Here is a 16,898-nt window from a genome sequence, read left to right as displayed (position 1 = left end):
TCAGTGTTAGTCAGGGCTCATTCAGTGTTATTTCAACTGTGGCGCTATAAATCGATTATGGCCGATCACCGGCATTTGTTGACGAATACGGCGTAGTTCCGTTAAATCAACTTTAGCTTGTACCCAGCCACATTCAGTGGCTCGCTCAGCAATCACTCGACCCCATGGATCAACTATCATACTGTGCCCCCATGTTTCTCTACTACCTTGATTATGTTGCCCCCATTGGCCAGCACCTAACAAGTAACATTGGGTTTCTATTGCTCGAGCTTGTAATAACACTTGCCAATGCGCTTCACCAGTCACCTTGGTAAATGCTGAAGGTAGGGCAATATAATCTGCTCCCGCTAAACGCAAAGCCCGAAACATATCGCCAAAGCGAATATCATAACAAATGGCTAAACCCACTTTGCCAAAGGGGGTATCGACGATAGTAATGTGATCTCCTGGATGAAAGGTATCACTTTCGCGGTAGGTTTTGGTGCCATCGCTCACTTCAACATCGAATAAATGCAGTTTATCGTAATGCCCTAGGGTGATGCCATGATCATCAAAAAAATAACAACGACTGAAGACTCTACCATCATCGGCACGCATGGGAATAGTGCCGGCAATAAAATACACTTGGTATTGTTTTGCCATTGCCGCTAACGCATTTTTAAGATCGCTTTGATGCTGACTGCCAGCGAATTCAAGTTGTTGACTCTCATGGCCACCAAACAATAAACAACACTCAGGTAACACCACTAATTGTGGTTCATTAGCATCTCGAGGTAAGTCTTTAAGCTGCGAGTCGACAAATGCGAGATTGGCTTTGACATCGCGACTGCTTTGGCATTGCAATAAGCTGATTTGCATTTCTCACTCCTTGTAGCATAACGACATTAGTTGATGGCTCAAAAGTTGATCGTTTAATTAAACGTTCTCGTGTATCTGTGGATTGTATTTGTGCGGTTTGAAAAAGATTATTGATGCTAGGAATAATTATGCTTGATGGCGTTGTACCAATGTATTTTGTAGTATTAAGCGCAGCACTGTCTTGAGCGTCGGTTGCGAGATCCTTGCTCTCAATATCAGTTTCATTACTACTATCATCTGTTTTTACTTTAGCATCAGAATCGGTTCCTACATCAGTTTCAGCGTCCTGAGGTAAAATGGCCTTAGGGATTTCGATTTCTTTACTCTTACGTTCAAGCTCTTCTAGTTGTGGATTTTCCATAGTACCTGTGAGTCGAAAACGAATTTCTGAGATAACTTCAATAACAGGCTCTAATACTTTAGTCAGTGCAAATGCCCCTAAACCCAGAGTCCACGCACTGGTACTGAGTAACACTACGGTTGGAACACTGGACGCAAGTTGTGGCACAAAACGAATGTCGTAATTTAAGCTTTGGGTAGTTAGGTCGGTGTAACCTCTAACACGCATATCGCCAGCAATAGCATCCATTTCGGTATCGGTGGTTTTAACCACCCCATTATCAATTGTAAGATTGCCATTAAAGGTATTGAAATACAGACCTTTGCCGAATACATCTGAAAAATCTAACGATAATTTACGTAATAATGAATCTAAACTAAATAACGAAAATACCCGCGCACCTTTATCACTTATCTCCGATAAATGGCCTTTACCTAAGTCAAACTTTAACTGACCGTTTAGAGTCTCAAGCGCGAAATGATAAGGCGCGCCTAGCCAAGATAGTTGGCCAGTAAGATCAAGCGGAGCATCTTTCAATCCTGGGTTTATATCTAATATCGTCGATAAATCATCAAACTTGTCTGCATGTAAATTGACATCAAATAAGGTTTTATCACTCCCATGGTCAACAGACCATAATCCATTAGCTTGTAATGTTACAGTTGGTTTGGTGAGTGAAATCGTTTGAAATTTATAACCTTGATCATTGGGCAAACCTTGCAGTACTAAGTGCCCGAATGATAAATTATTTACGCTAAAATCATCAACATCTACCGCTAATGTCGGTAGGTGTTGTTGCATCGATGTCGAGCTCAATTCAACACTTTCAATGCTACTCAGTGATGGGAATAAATGCAGTTTTTTGGCAACAACTTTAATCCCTTGATCGCGCCAGTTTGGATAAAAATCGATACGACCATCAAACTGTTGTGACTCAGCTTCAACCCGCCATAAATGTTCTGTAGGTTGAGCATCAAAGTGCAATTTATCAAATGACTGACCCAATACATTTAATTGGGCAATGTCGGCATGAATACCCAATAATTTGGGGAATTCCGATGCCACGACTGTCGATTCAGTCGAAGCGATAGTATTTGCAGGTATAACGGCATCAGGCAACTCGTGTGCGGATAAAATACGATCGCGTACTGACGATGTGACAACTTGAGGTTCCGTAGCCGTACTAAATCGATTAATGAGTGGTAGCCATTGCGCTAACTCTATTTTTGACAAATCCAGATGCAAGTGACCCTGTTGCTTATTTAATGTATCGCCAAGCCTAAAATGACGGCCAATCATAATGTCATAAAAAGCAAGTTGGCTGCCATTTTCAGCATTAAACCCACCCCAAAATTCAACATTATTACCTAGCTTGATGCTTAGAGATGATTGTTTGTTATCACCAATGAGATCGGCTCGAAGTATTTGAGGCTCGACAGCAGATTTTTTATAGGGCGAAGGCAAGTCGAGAGAGGTTCCAACTAAATCAGATTTTACCGAGACTTGTAAACTGTAACCACTAGGGTCAAATATCATGGTCAATCCACCGTCCCAATTAAGTTCTCCGTTATAGGTACCGGTCATCGGATTAGTTAATTGACTCGGCAAGCTAGCGAGATCCCAGCGTCCAGCCATGTCGACATTTAAGGCTAAATTACCTTTTTTATCAGCCGTCGCCACACTAAATGTTAACGGCTGATTAAACAGCTGTGCCTTGATATTTTTAGCATTAATCAATTGATTATTAAAAGTCACTTGGCCAGTCACTTTTTGTAAATCGAGTCCTGGAGTCGTAATAAAAATCGGATTGTTAGTTAAATTAACTTGGCCCTTTATTAGTTGTTCACCGCCTTGGTATAAAGGGATAGCAAGATCCAAGGTAGTATTAATTTGCTGTTGAATTTGCACCACATCTAACGTTGCACCAACGGAGTCTTGCAACGAAGAGGCATTAATCACTTTAGTGGCGGCTTGTGCATCTGTGGTGATATCCGCTACCACTTTTAATAAAGAGTCTTTACCTAAATGCGCAATAGACACTCGGGCCCCGTTAACAGCGACTTTGTCGAGTTTCCCCTGCTCAATAAGCAAATCCATCATGTCATTTTCGAACAGTGCAGAAAGGGTTAAATCACTCACAGCTGGCCAATTCGGTTGAAACTTAAAGATGCCGCTATCAAGGGTAAAACCCGCTTGGAATATTCCGCTATGATCTTGATAAGGATATCCGCTTAATTCACCCTGCCACACAAGCTGTGCATTATTGATTTTCCCAGCAACCAAACCATCATTAAGATAATCGACTAAATGGGGGCTCATGGCCATTAGAGGAAAATAATGTCCCACATGGGCAACGTCATTAATAGTTAGATTCGCCGCTAACGCCATAAAAGGCTGCTCAGAAAATGCTAAATTCAAGCCCGCTTGCAGTGTAATATCATCATTGACCAATTCAATATTAGGGATGGCTAGTCGATGCAGATCAAAATCATAACGGCCCATAATAGCACTGCCATTAAGTGTTAATGGTTGGCTAAAATCATCACTGAAGTCGAGTTTGTATTCCTGCTCTGGCAAGCTAAATTCAAGCTGATTATTGGCCCACGTTAAGTTGGCATCAATAGGGCTTATTCCTGGTATCGACTGATAGGGTTGCCACTGTAATTGTTGAATGTCGACTTTGGCTATCATCGATTTATCTGCGGGCTTATAGAGCCTAATTGGGCCGATTTCCCCTTGAGGATTGAGATGCTGCCAATTGCTCACTTGTTGCTTACCTAATCCAGGAACTAACGGCAACATAGGCTTGAGGTATGACGGAATGATTTGATTAACATAACCAAAAAAATCACCCGCATGAGTGCCAACCGCTATCTTCAACGATGGCCAAGTTTGATCGTTAGTTGATAAATCGAGATCCTGACTCTCAATTTTCCAACCACTAGGTTGTGGGGTCCACCGCAATGCACCTGAATTAATAGCGAACTTTTGTTGGGTGTCACTATCACTCCACTGTAACCAGCTAGGTTTAAAAACTAAGATGCCATCACTAATTTCGCGCTGCTTGAATGTCATCCATGCATCGAGATTTATCACGCCTTGGAATTCAATATTATCAGTATCTTGCTGCGCAGTATGTTGTCTGGAAGCCCATTCGCCCAAATCCAATGAATCAGCAGTAACATAAAGTTGGCCTTCTACAGTATCAGGTTGATAGCCATCGCCTTTAAGATCAATGCGTAAAGTTAGTTGCTCTTGCTGCGACTCAAGCTGATCAACATGGATCATGCCTTGTGCTTGGTGATGATTTTCAGTGTTTAGCCACAACAGGTTATCGATAAAAATCGGTCGATAATCATGTTGTGAACTAATCAGTTGGAGTGATGCATCTGTGATCAAAAAATGTCCCAACTGTTCTAATAATAGGCCATACAACCAATCTAGATTTACATTGTTATCCGTTTCAGCATGTTCATCTGTGGTGGATAATTGATCGAGATTTAACGCTACTTTAACCCCATCAAATACCACGGTTTCAATCTGTGGACGTAAGGAAATAAGCGACTGCCAAAAATCGAGTTTAATGTGTACATTTTCGCTAATAACAGTAATAGGTAGATTATCTTGCGGCGGTATGACTAAATTTTTAACGGTCAGTGCTGGGCCAAATGCTTGCCATTCAGCACTGAGCTCATCCATTTGTACATTTAGGTGATATTCGCTTTTGAGGTAATTAACTAATTCGGTGCGTATTTCAGGAATATGAGGCAATAACCCGCGAATAAGGCTAACAACCAATGCAAATAACACTAGCGTGATAGCCAAAATTTGCCAAGATAATCTATTAATAGTTGCAGCCCGGTTTATAGACACTACATCATCACCACATCATATTTACTTTGAATGTATAAGGGTTCATTTTGCAAACGTATACGCTTACCTATGTAGACTTCTAACTCTGCCAACAAATGAGACTCATCACCGCTAAAGCTCATATACACAGCTGGTGAGCAATACAGTAAAAATTCATCGGCTTTATAAGCACGATTTAAACGAATAATCTCGCGAAAAATTTCATATGACACGGTTTCAATGGTTTTCATGGTGCCGGTGCCTTTACAAGACGGACACTCACCACACACCACGTGCTCTAAACTTTCGCGGGTACGTTTACGAGTCATTTCGACTAAACCTAGACCGGAAAAACCACTAACACTGGTTTTAACGCGGTCTAACGCTAATGCGGCATTTAAGCTTTCGAGCACTCGCTTTTGGTGTTCATTATTGAGCATATCGATAAAGTCGATAATAATAATTCCGCCCAAATTACGCAACCGCAGTTGTCTCGCAATCGCTTGCGTGGCTTCAAGATTAGTATTGAAAATGGTTTCTTCTAAATTACGATGGCCAACAAACGCTCCGGTATTAATGTCAACTGTGGTCATGGCTTCGGTTTGATCAATAATCAAATAACCGCCAGATTTAAGTTCCACTTTGCGGCCTAAAGCCCGCTGAATTTCGTTTTCGACATCATACAATTCAAAGATAGGTGCTGGGCCTGCATAATGCTCAATTTTATCCGCAATTTCAGGCATGAACTCTTGAGCAAACTGTTGTAATTCTGCATAGGTACGACGTGAATCAACTTGAATATGATCAAGTTCTTCCCCCACAAAATCACGAATAATCCGCACCGGCAATGCCAAGTCTTGATACAGTAAAATAACGCCTTTGCGCTTACGACGTTCGCTAACCTTTGACCACACTCGCCTTAAAAAAGCCGCATCTTGGGCGAGTTCGCCTTCACCCACATTTTCAGCCGCAGTGCGTATAATAAAACCGCCGTCATCATCAACATAAGGCAAGGTAATATTTTTAAGACGTTGACGCTCTTCTTCGAGCTCAATGCGTTGTGATACGCCCACATGGCTAGAACCAGGCATAAAGACTAAATATCGTGAAGGTAAGGTAATGTCGGTTGTTAGACGGGCACCTTTGGTACCGAGTGGATCTTTAACCACTTGCACCATGATGTCTTGGCCCTGGCGCACGAGCTCGGCAATATCACGTACAACAAAGTTGCCTTTCTCGACATCGGCAACACATTCGGTATGAGGAACAATATCGGAAGCATGTAAAAAAGCGGCTTTATCTAAGCCAATATCAACAAACGCAGCTTGCATGCCAGGAAGTACACGGCTGATTTTACCTTTATAGATATTGCCGACTAAACCTCGCTTCATACGACGTTCAATATGCACCTCTTGCAACACACCATGCTCGACTAATGCAACACGCGCTTCTGTTGGCGTGACATTGATAAGTAATTCTGTGCCTTTTTTACGTTGTGCTTTTATATTCATAAGCCACCAGTATTCAGGTCATGCTCCAATGATAATAGTGACAGTAGTTGCGCCACCTGTAGTTAACCGTCGAAGCAATATCTTATTGAGAGTACTGCATCATGCAGGCTAATAATTCACGAGTATCAACTAAGGGCAAACCGACAACGGCAGAATAACTGCCTATAATTGATTTAACAAAGCAGCCACCCAGAGCTTGTATACCGTAAGCACCCGCTTTATCCATAGGCTCACCAGAAGCAACATAAGCCTCTATATCGGCTACAGATAAGTCACAGAATGTCACTTGAGTCCGACACAATCGACTAAACGTTTGCTCGCCATCAGTTAATGCTACTGCAGTCATCACCTCGTGAGTTTGACCGGACAGCAATCTCAACATGCGTTTGGCATCATCTTGGTCGACGGGTTTTCCTAATATCTGGTCATTCAGTACTACTATCGTATCCGAGCCCAACACTTTAGGTGCAAAAAAATGCTTACTAAGTGCTAAACCAGCTTGGGCTTTTTCGAGCGCTAAACGGGATACATATTGGGTGGCAGTTTCGGTCGATTGAGGTGTTTCATCTATATCGGGTGCAACTAACTCGAACGAAAAACCCGGATGGCTAAAGCCTGCTTGAAGTAATAATTCTTTTCTTCTTGGTGAGGTAGAAGCCAGTACCCATGTCATCTGATATTTACTCTAGTTAGTGTACATTAAAACCATACTCAGGTTTTGCGTTAGATTAACGAACTTTATAATGACGGCGCATGTTACGTAACACCCAAAAGACCCACCACCAAATAAATAAACTTGAAATAGCAGGCAAAAACATTTCAACATCAAATGGCGTAGACTCGACCACCACAAACTGAGTCACAAATATAACCACATGATAAATACAGATAAAACAAGCCACTAAGATTGATTGTTGCCAGCGTGGATAATTTCGCAATCGCTGACATAACAACACCACAATATAGATAACCAACGACAATGCTAATGATCGGATCCCCAAATGGGCTCCTAATAACACATCAAGCATTACCCCTAAAATCCACGCGGTAAGAATGTTGTAACGATGCGGTAACGCCATCGCCCAATACATCATCACCATTAATAGCCAGTCAGGTCGCCAAGCTTCTACCATTTTAGGTAGCGGCATAATCTGAAACATCATCCCAATAAATAATGTCAGCCAGACCACTAAACGGCCATTGGCAATATGCGAACTCATTGGTTTACCTCACTGATAGCAGGTTTTGTTTCAGTGACAATAGCCTTATCGGCGGTATTCTCGAGCGCCCCTTGTACATCAGCAGGAAGCGTAAAAGGCTTGGTTTCATCAGGCCAAATAAGTAATACATAACGAATACGGTCAAGCGCAGCTAAGGGCTGGGCGGTAATCACTGCATAGTTCTGGCCGTCATCACGCGATACGCTGATAACCCGAGCAACGGGATAGCCTTCAGGAAAACGATTGCCCAACCCTGAGGTCACTAATAAATCACCTACGATGATATCCGTGCTTTTAGCCACATGACGTAATTCAATTTGATCAATGTCACCGGTACCGTTAGCAATAGCGCGCACGTCATTGCGCGTCACTCGTACAGGAATACCATGGCTAGTATCTGAGACCATCAACACCCGACTAGTCAACTCACTCACTTCAACGACTTGTCCCACAACACCTTTAGCATCTACAACAGGCTGACCAACATAGACACCCGTTTGTAAACCGTGATTTAACACCACAAATTGTCGAAAAGGATCGCTGGCAACTTCCATGACTTCGGCCACCATTTTACGAGAATCCATATACACAGGCGAACCGAGCAATGCACGTAAACGTTCATTCTCTTGGCGAACATACTCAAAACGTTGTAACCGCTCAGATATGACCAGTTGTTGGCGTAACAGCTCTTTATTTTGTATTTCGAGCATATTGCGAGTCGCAAATGCTTCTGCGGACCAGTCAAGCATCACACCTGGAACATTGGCTAAATACTGCAGGGGACTTAACACCGAGGATAAGGATTGGCGGATAGGATCTAGGCGTTGATTAGTGATAAGTAATACCACCGACAAAATAATTGCCAGTGTTAGTCTAAATTGAATGGAAACGCCACGAACGAAAATTGGTTTCATAAATTGTTCGCAACTTTGTTAACCCAGTGAATAACGTTAACAAAGCCGCTCAGCTAATAATAATTAGTTCTCTTCGGAGAACAAATCACCACCATGCATATCAATCATTTCAAGCGCTTTACCACCGCCACGAGCAACACAAGTCAGTGGGTCGTCAGCGACCATCACCGGAATACCCGTCTCTTGCATTAATAAGCGGTCTAAATCACGCAATAAAGCACCACCACCTGTTAATACCATGCCTCGCTCAGAAATATCTGAAGCTAGCTCTGGAGGCGACTGCTCAAGAGCAACCATAACCGCACTCACAATACCCGATAACGGTTCTTGTAATGCTTCTAAGATTTCATTGCTGTTTAACGTAAAGCTTCTTGGTACACCTTCTGCAAGGTTACGACCACGCACTTCAATTTCAAGCACTTCGTCACCAGGATATGCGGTACCAATAGTATGCTTAATACGTTCAGCAGTTGCTTCACCAATTAAGCTACCGTAGTTACGGCGAACATAATTAATAATCGCATCGTCAAACTTATCGCCACCGATACGTACAGATGAAGAATACACCACACCATTTAACGAAATAATCGCGACTTCAGTGGTACCACCACCGATATCAACAACCATAGAACCTGTTGCTTCAGATACCGGTAAACCAGCACCAATAGCCGCCGCCATAGGTTCCTCAATAAGATACACTTCACGCGCTCCAGCACCCATAGCCGACTCACGAATAGCACGACGTTCCACTTGAGTTGCGCCTACTGGCACGCAGACTAATACTCGTGGACTTGGGCGAAAGAAACTGTTGTTGTGTACTTGTTTAATAAAGTGCTGAAGCATTTTTTCGGTCACATAGAAATCAGCAATAACGCCATCTTTCATCGGACGAATAGCTTGAATATTACCTGGTGTTCGACCTAGCATTTGTTTAGCATCAGTCCCCACAGCAGCAACTGATTTTGGACCATTACTATTGCGTTCGCCGCGAATGGCAACCACAGAGGGTTCGTTCAGTACGATGCCTTCATCGCGAACATAAATAAGAGTGTTTGCCGTACCTAAATCGATGGATAGGTCGTTAGAAAAAATGCCACGCAACTTTTTGAACATGTATCAGGCCTGTATTCTGTGAAGTCAGAAGAATAAAAATCAGCTAACTCTATCAATGACACCCCCATTCTACAATACCGAACAGGTTAACAATTGCTAATCTGGCATTTTTTTTTCTAAAAATGCTTAAATAAATCCCAATCGTTCAAATTTAATCCTAAAAACCATAAAACCGCTGCTTTTTTATTCAGTTTATTGACTCACTTCGCGCCAATAAATAATTCTATCATGGCCTCGGTAGCGACCAAGGAACGCACTTGCTCTTGGGTCATAAAGTGTTGTGGGGCTTACTTGCTCCCAATTCCAATACCATTTTAACCAATCATCAACTTGTAGCGGTGCTGTCACTTGGCCTCGATATGCTTTAGAACCGGTGTTTTGCCATAATAAGTTCAATTGACCAGCACTAACAATGCTGCCACCGTCACTTCGGGTAACGGTTTGATTGGTTGTTAATGACGGATCATAACTTTCAGAACCATCCAGCGCTGCGGTAACTTGAGTGCAACTATCATTGAAATTGGTCACCCAGTTACTGCCATTCCAATATTGTGCATACATTGGCATGCGTAATATTTCGCTTTCAGGGCCATAGGTATTGTCCATCACCACCCTGCCATGACGTAAATCTTGAGTAGATAAACGTTTTGCCGTGCAATCATTAGTATCAACACAGTTATCAGTGGTGTCGGGACGCATATCTGCTGAAGCAACAAATGAAACACTTGTTGCTTCATTATCAAAAACTTGTACGCCAATATCTAATTGATTAAAGGGTCCATCTGCATTTGGGGCAACAGTGCGATTAAAGTTTGCTTGGTAAGTTAACCCTACACTCGCCTTACCCAAAACCCAATAACTCGCATCAATAGGTAAAGCACTTAATCGGCTGCTTAACTCAATACCATCATTGGCATTTTCGCCCACCAAACTAGCGGTGGCTTTAGCAAAATCACCTTGATAATTTTGAGTGACATAAGTACCGGTATTCAGCGCGCTTAATGTTAATGTTAAATCAAAAGGTTGGTCCATATAGGTAATGCTACCGCAAGATTGCAGCACACTTGAACTACTCACAACAAAACGATCTGGCACAAAACGACCTATGCTAGGAGATTCAGCCAATGGAATATCATAGAAACTCGAACCTAAATAAAGATTTGGCGGATTGGCGCTAAATTTAAATACCCCCACTTCGGTAACTGACTGTGACACAGTATTGGTGTTTGTGGTTTGCGCAATGTGATCATACTCACTAACCCCAACCGCGCCTAACACACCGCCCGATGGCGCTATTAATTGATGTCCTAATACTATATCGTCATGAGCATAATTGGGCGTATTGATGTTATCGCAAAAATTGGTATCGCCGTCAGACTCCCAAGCTTTTCCTTGAATAATTAAGTTAAATGACTCGCCAGCTTTTTTGTACACATCACAAGTACTGTTATCCGCAGCGCATTTTGCATTACTATCTTCTGGTGCAATACACAAGCCCACCGGAAAGCTGACAAACTCATCAGATCCTAACATGATCAATCCCTGCTCATCACCTGTGCCAGTGTACTTCGCATCTAACTGCATTTTTCCTGCGTCAGAGTAGTTAACAATAAGCTCAGCTTTACCATCGGTATCGAATGCCAACTCAAGCGTTGTAGCTGCACTCTCTTGTTTACTCACCACCTTACTATTCACCGTTGTCGATTGACCATTAATTGGAGTAATGGGATCGATATAAGAGCTCCAAAAATCGACATTTTTAGTGGTTTGAGAAAATAGAGGTATACATTGTTGAGTAACATCTGAGGTTTTCACTGCACGGATTGTAATTTTGTCAGTTGGTTTGTTCGCTAGCTTATCTGGCACGTCAAAAATAAAACCACTGTCAGCAAACGTTAGATTACAATTTTCGCTGGCTGCACCACCATTAATACGGCACAAGGTTTTACTAAACGCAATGGTGCTAGGCGTTGAGCCTGAAACACCCAAACTAACGGTGCCAGGAGTATTGCGCCTTAATTGTAAATCCGTTTTTTCTCCGCCACTAAATGTCACCACATTGCCACCAACCCAACCACCGCCATCGGTAATGGTTTCCGGACTTAAAATTGCAGTAACAGAATCGGTTACAGTGGCAGTACAATCGGCATTAGCACAAGCTTTAATAGATAAGGTTTTAGGGGCACACGTTAATCCTACATCAGAATACGAATACTCAAAATGGTGGATTTGAACACCTATGGGACTTGAATTTAATGCACATATTTTGACCCCATCAATTTCATGTATATTCGTTGCTCCCCCCGTAGAACCTGTCAAGGACAATAAAAAATTGTCTGGTAAATCAGCTTGACTATCGAAAGACGCAGCATCAAATTCGGAAATGATTTCAACAAATCCACTACCGCTATCTCGTTCAACTTTTACTAACGATTGATTCGCAATTTGTGAGTCAACAGTGATCCTATATCGATGCGCTGGAGTGACATTATTTTTATCAATAGTTGGCGATAAGCAGTCACCACTCGTGTTAGTTGTACCGTCATTACACGAACCATGTAAATACGGATAACCTGCCGTTCCAGAACCCGACCCCCTAACCGCAACTGATTGCTTGCGACGCCCTGGCCCTGACCCAGACCCACTAGAGCCACCTTCCCTTGAGAAGTTTCCAAATTCATCTATACCAAAGCCTAACCAGCCGCCGGAAAAACCATTCTCATTTGTACGAGCACCATAGCCTAGTGGTCCACCATAAGCTCCAGCTTGAGGTGTAATAGCACTATCTGACAGCACAAAAGCAATACCATCAGCCCCACTTCCACCATAAGCATAATGATCAAATTCTATGGTGACTAAATTGTTTTTGGCTGGAAATAAGCGTTGGTAAGTTGACGAGGTTGCTTGATTTGATTTCGCTTGAGTGACTTGTAAGCGATTACTAACAATAGCGGGCGTAAAACTACCTCGACTATTTGATACAACCCAATCATCACCCAAATCAGTGCGATCAAAATCATCGAGAAAACAGGTCAAGGTGTCTGATTTTTTCTCAAAAGCCACAAAACTGTAATTCTCCCAACGATGTTTACGATCATTATCTTTATAAGTATCTTCATCTATTACCATGCTGACTTTATCGTTAGTCAACTGACAACGTCGAAGCCAGCCGCCATCGCCACCTAAGCGGCTATTTTTACCCGCGACTAATATGGGGGCATCCTTAAAACCAATTAAAGGTGTGGTATAACTACATTGATCACTTACATCTTTAGTACCACTATCAGTAAACGTTTGTGCTTGACCAAAGTGATAATTAGTGTCGACACCATTTAAGGTCATGGTACCGCTAGCCGCGGTTAACGATAAGTAACCTATGGTTTCATTTTGAATTTGATCGTTGTTCAAATTACCTGGTTGGCATTGACTATTGCTATAAACCTCAGAGGTATCCAACGCGAGTTGTAGCACTGAACCGCTGGATGTTGATGTGCTCGTAAACCAACAATCATTATTCTGAGTTTGGATCTGATTCAACACCACATTTTGGGTAGCAGGTAAAGTAACAGAGGTATAAGGGGCACTGGAACCAAATAAAGCCTGATCATAATCAATCGAACCAGCAATTAATGTGATGTCATTTGGCAGGTCATAGCTACCCGCAGTAACCGCAATCCAATGTATTTCCGGCATTTCAATAGGTTTAACATAGCGGTTACTGGGTGAAGCAGGCTCTTTTGGAGACCAAGTAAAACCTTGTGCCGATACGCTCTTAAGCAATACTGATGCGGGGCCATCACTGTTATCGTCTTCGATGGTCGGCATTAAGAAAATTAACGGGGTGACATCATCAGGAAAAGCGCTGTCAAACGTGATGTTATTTGCCGTTGCTTTACCGAATTGAATATGGAACTCCGGCTGAGGGGGTGATGATGTGTCATTGATTTGACCGCCACCGCTTATTGTTAAGTATTTAGATGTTACTCGACCATTAATGATTGAATTATTATTAAGAGTCAAAGTCTCATCGCTATATATATTGCCACCCACTACGGAATCATTATTTAACGTTAAATTTCCATAAGTTATCAATTGTAACGAGTGAGTATTTTCAACATTAATTTTGGCATTATTATTTAATTGGGCATCCTTATTAACAAATAACCTTACATCACCCTGCAATACAATTTCTGAATCTCCACCTAACTTCAAAGACTCAACCCAATAATCACCAGCTGGGAAAACTAACTTAGCCCCATTCCCTGCCTCTATTTCTTTAAAATAATATTCTGGTTGTAAGGAAGACATGGTTAAAGTACATGTAGAATATAATTTGATAGTATCAAATTGATTCAAATCACTATCACCTAAGATAATGTTTTCATTCGCTGAACAGGACCCCACTCCACCGCTTTTACCGTCACTATCTTGAAATTTATTGTTTCCGTTTAATTTTATTCCACGTATATCACTACCAGATACATTACAATAACGATCACCATTAGAAGCTGTATCACAGCTATCAGAGGGTAATCCTGAACCTTCATTATTAGAACAAAAAGCTAAATCCTCCCCCAAAGTACCATTTATTCTAGAGCCACTTTGCATGGTTAATTGAGGTTTATCAATTTGGTGGCAACTATTATTGTTATCTTGATGATGCCCTTGTGCGACATTAGGCCAAACTACAGATTCATCAATATCAAATGCGAATGCTTTAATAGAAAATAAGCTTATAATTACACAAAAATTAGTTAATAATCGAAAGACTGTTTTAATTCCCACGCGCTTCTACCTCCACTTGGCGACTGACTCGCAAACACGTTGAACTGTTAGAGTCGCCGGCACAATTACCGGTTTCGCATACCGCTAAGCTGCTAATTCGATATTGAATTTCACCATCCGCAGTAGCAGTATTACAGCTAACTGATACAGTGCAATTATGAAATCCGACTTCCCCTGTAGGCGGCGCCCATGTAGAACTCACATCAGTACAAGTTGCAGCAGATCCATCAACGGGAAACAGCTCAGCTAACGCAGCATCTGCACCACTATTTGCACTAAACAATGCTCGCGTACCCCACACTTCCATATTAACCGACTCATCAGCATCGCCAACAATACGAATTAAGCTCGCAGCAATGAGAAACATTACCGTCAGCACAAAAACACCGATAATCAGTGCGCTGCCTTGTTGCGAATGTTGGCTTAATTTCAGCTTAGGGAACATTCATCACCTGTACTTGATGGTTATATTGAAATGTTTCACCATTGACGGTAAATACTGGTTGTAAATGCACTATCGCATTGGTCACTAATGATGATGGAGTGACAATAATAGCGGGATTAACCGTTAACGTATTGGTAATGTTTTGCGCCATTAATACGCCATTGCCCATTTCGGTTGGCGACGGTTGACTAACCTTATAACCATAATCTTGGTATAAGCGCAGCTCAACATTATTAACAGTATTAATAAAACAGTAACTCAATGGACTATCGGCTACGTACAAGCGCTGCAGAGGTGATGCCTCAGTAAAGCGCCCGGTTTTAGTTAAGGTGATAGTCAGTTTATCATCAGATTCAGCAACACTTTGTACAATAAATCGTTTAGCCGTTGTCCCTTGAGGATTATAAATTTCATCGGCTGTTAATGGATAAATAACGACTGATTGATCTGCTTCAATTGAATTAATACTTTTAATCGCCGTTAAGCTGTTTTGCCCAGTTTGAGGCGAAAATGGTGCATCAAGATACGATGTACTGGTGCTAATGGGCAATAATTCCAAGCATTGGTAACTTGCATCGCTTGCGGTAAGCAGTCGCGTGCTATTTGGTATTGCGCGGCGAATATCACGCGTCATCCGTTCTATCCCAAAACGACTTTGACTTAGCACTTGATCAACCGCACTCGATTCAACAAAAATTCGGGTGCCAAAAATCACAAAACTACTCAAGCCAACGACGACAATGCCTAATATTAAAATGACCGTCACCATTTCGATCAAGGTGAAACCAGCATTTTTTACAGGGCGAAAAGGCATTAGTAATTACTCCTAATCGCATTGTAAGTGATCACTTCACCGGCAGGTGTTGTCACGGCTACAGTAATTAATTTTTGTACCTTCGTTGCTGAATCTAAATACGTTACCGACACTTGTAATTCATAATTAGGATAGGCTTGGGCATAAGTTTGGCTTGAGTCGAGCATGTTGGCGGTTTGATCTAAACCATTATAATCATCAACATCATTGAAGTTGTCACGGCTTTCACCGTCATTACCTAATGATACAGAACAAGCTAAACCAGATGGAGCATTACACGCAGGAACGCCGCCATTAGGATTGGTATTTTGATCATATCGCTTGCCCCAAATTTCATTCATTACCGAATGCGCTAACTCAGCAGAACGCACTCTATGTAGCGTGGCCGCGGCTCTGTCTGCTTGGGGAAATAACATACTGGTGAGCATGACAATCGCAATACCGATCACCATCATACCGATGACAAGTTCGATTAAGGTAAAGCCGCCATGGGAATGAGACTGCGATAAGTGAGCAGGTTGAGATTTACAGAGCATATATATACCCCTCAGATTCAACCGCAATGGCTAAGGTTTCATCTGCTACAGCATTAAAGCAATGACCTGAACACGCCGGAGATAACATGCGACCTAAGCTGTCAAAAGTAATCGAGAAGACTTGGCTGGCACTACTGGCTAGGGTGATATACGCGCCGCCGCTAAAGGTTTGGGGTTGTTCTTCGCGAAATATATTACTACAGCTATTACCGCTGCGATCACTAAAATAACGCAATGTATAACCTGCGTTATCAACATCGATTTGATAACACTGATCGGTATTTTGCATTGCTGTTAGTTGGACTTGGCGCAATTCACTAATAAATTCATTACGTAAGGTATAGGCACTGTAGGATGAATCAGACAACAGGCGTGGCAACACCGCCACGGCTATAATACCAATCACAATCATGGTGGTAACCAATTCAACCAAGGTGAAGCCGGCTTGAATATGATGTTGTCGATTCACTATGATGATGTCCTCATTCAACCTGATGAACATTAATAACG

The 16,898-nt window shown here is 42.1% G+C and carries 12 protein-coding genes; all 12 read right to left on the bottom strand.

From position 1 onward, the window contains the following. Window positions 1-27 precede the first annotated feature (27 nt). Window positions 28-858: a carbon-nitrogen hydrolase family protein gene (locus tag FCN25_RS11255; protein WP_137224797.1), complete on the bottom strand. Its 831-nt coding sequence runs from the start codon at window positions 856-858 to the stop codon at window positions 28-30. Continuing rightward, window positions 782-5,071 carry a YhdP family protein gene (locus FCN25_RS11250; protein ID WP_137224795.1) on the bottom strand — a complete coding sequence of 1,430 codons (4,290 nt, stop codon included), beginning with the start codon at window positions 5,069-5,071 and terminating at the stop codon, window positions 782-784. Before FCN25_RS11250 ends, FCN25_RS11255 begins: the two co-directional genes overlap by 77 nt. Continuing rightward, window positions 5,071-6,561, bottom strand: coding sequence for a ribonuclease G (gene rng / locus FCN25_RS11245; RefSeq protein ID WP_137224793.1), 1,491 nt, complete (start codon window positions 6,559-6,561; stop codon window positions 5,071-5,073). Before rng ends, FCN25_RS11250 begins: the two co-directional genes overlap by 1 nt. A gap of 82 nt (window positions 6,562-6,643) precedes the next feature. Beyond that, window positions 6,644-7,234, bottom strand: a complete 591-nt coding sequence (locus tag FCN25_RS11240) for a nucleoside triphosphate pyrophosphatase (protein ID WP_137224791.1) — start codon at window positions 7,232-7,234, stop codon at window positions 6,644-6,646. Between the two features lie 55 nt (window positions 7,235-7,289). Continuing rightward, window positions 7,290-7,781, bottom strand: coding sequence for a rod shape-determining protein MreD (mreD, locus tag FCN25_RS11235; protein ID WP_137224789.1), 492 nt, complete (start codon window positions 7,779-7,781; stop codon window positions 7,290-7,292). Continuing rightward, window positions 7,778-8,695: a rod shape-determining protein MreC gene (gene mreC / locus FCN25_RS11230; RefSeq protein WP_137224787.1), complete on the bottom strand. Its 918-nt coding sequence runs from the start codon at window positions 8,693-8,695 to the stop codon at window positions 7,778-7,780. The genes mreD and mreC overlap by 4 nt, the downstream gene beginning before the upstream one ends. A 63-nt stretch (window positions 8,696-8,758) precedes the next feature. Next, the gene (locus FCN25_RS11225; protein ID WP_137224785.1) at window positions 8,759-9,808 is read right to left on the bottom strand and encodes a rod shape-determining protein; all 1,050 of its coding nucleotides are present in this window, start codon (window positions 9,806-9,808) and stop codon (window positions 8,759-8,761) included. Window positions 9,809-10,000: 192 nt separating this feature from the next. After that, window positions 10,001-14,593, bottom strand: a complete 4,593-nt coding sequence (locus tag FCN25_RS11220) for a DUF6701 domain-containing protein (RefSeq protein ID WP_137224783.1) — start codon at window positions 14,591-14,593, stop codon at window positions 10,001-10,003. Next, window positions 14,583-15,038, bottom strand: coding sequence for an MSHA biogenesis protein MshP (locus FCN25_RS11215; RefSeq protein ID WP_137224781.1), 456 nt, complete (start codon window positions 15,036-15,038; stop codon window positions 14,583-14,585). Before FCN25_RS11215 ends, FCN25_RS11220 begins: the two co-directional genes overlap by 11 nt. Continuing rightward, window positions 15,028-15,852 (bottom strand): type II secretion system protein, encoded by an 825-nt coding sequence (locus tag FCN25_RS11210; protein ID WP_137224779.1) that lies wholly within the window; start codon window positions 15,850-15,852, stop codon window positions 15,028-15,030. Before FCN25_RS11210 ends, FCN25_RS11215 begins: the two co-directional genes overlap by 11 nt. Then, window positions 15,852-16,388, bottom strand: coding sequence for a prepilin-type N-terminal cleavage/methylation domain-containing protein (locus FCN25_RS11205; RefSeq protein WP_137224777.1), 537 nt, complete (start codon window positions 16,386-16,388; stop codon window positions 15,852-15,854). Before FCN25_RS11205 ends, FCN25_RS11210 begins: the two co-directional genes overlap by 1 nt. Further along, window positions 16,378-16,857 (bottom strand): Tfp pilus assembly protein FimT/FimU, encoded by a 480-nt coding sequence (locus FCN25_RS11200; RefSeq protein ID WP_137224775.1) that lies wholly within the window; start codon window positions 16,855-16,857, stop codon window positions 16,378-16,380. Before FCN25_RS11200 ends, FCN25_RS11205 begins: the two co-directional genes overlap by 11 nt. Window positions 16,858-16,898 lie beyond the last annotated feature (41 nt).

Origin of the sequence: Shewanella sp. MEBiC00475 (genome assembly GCF_005234075.1) — a bacterium.
In the GTDB taxonomy this organism is placed as follows: domain Bacteria; phylum Pseudomonadota; class Gammaproteobacteria; order Enterobacterales; family Shewanellaceae; genus Shewanella; species Shewanella polaris.
Note: the sequence above shows the minus strand (reverse complement) of the source record. Positions and strands in the feature narration are given on the sequence as shown.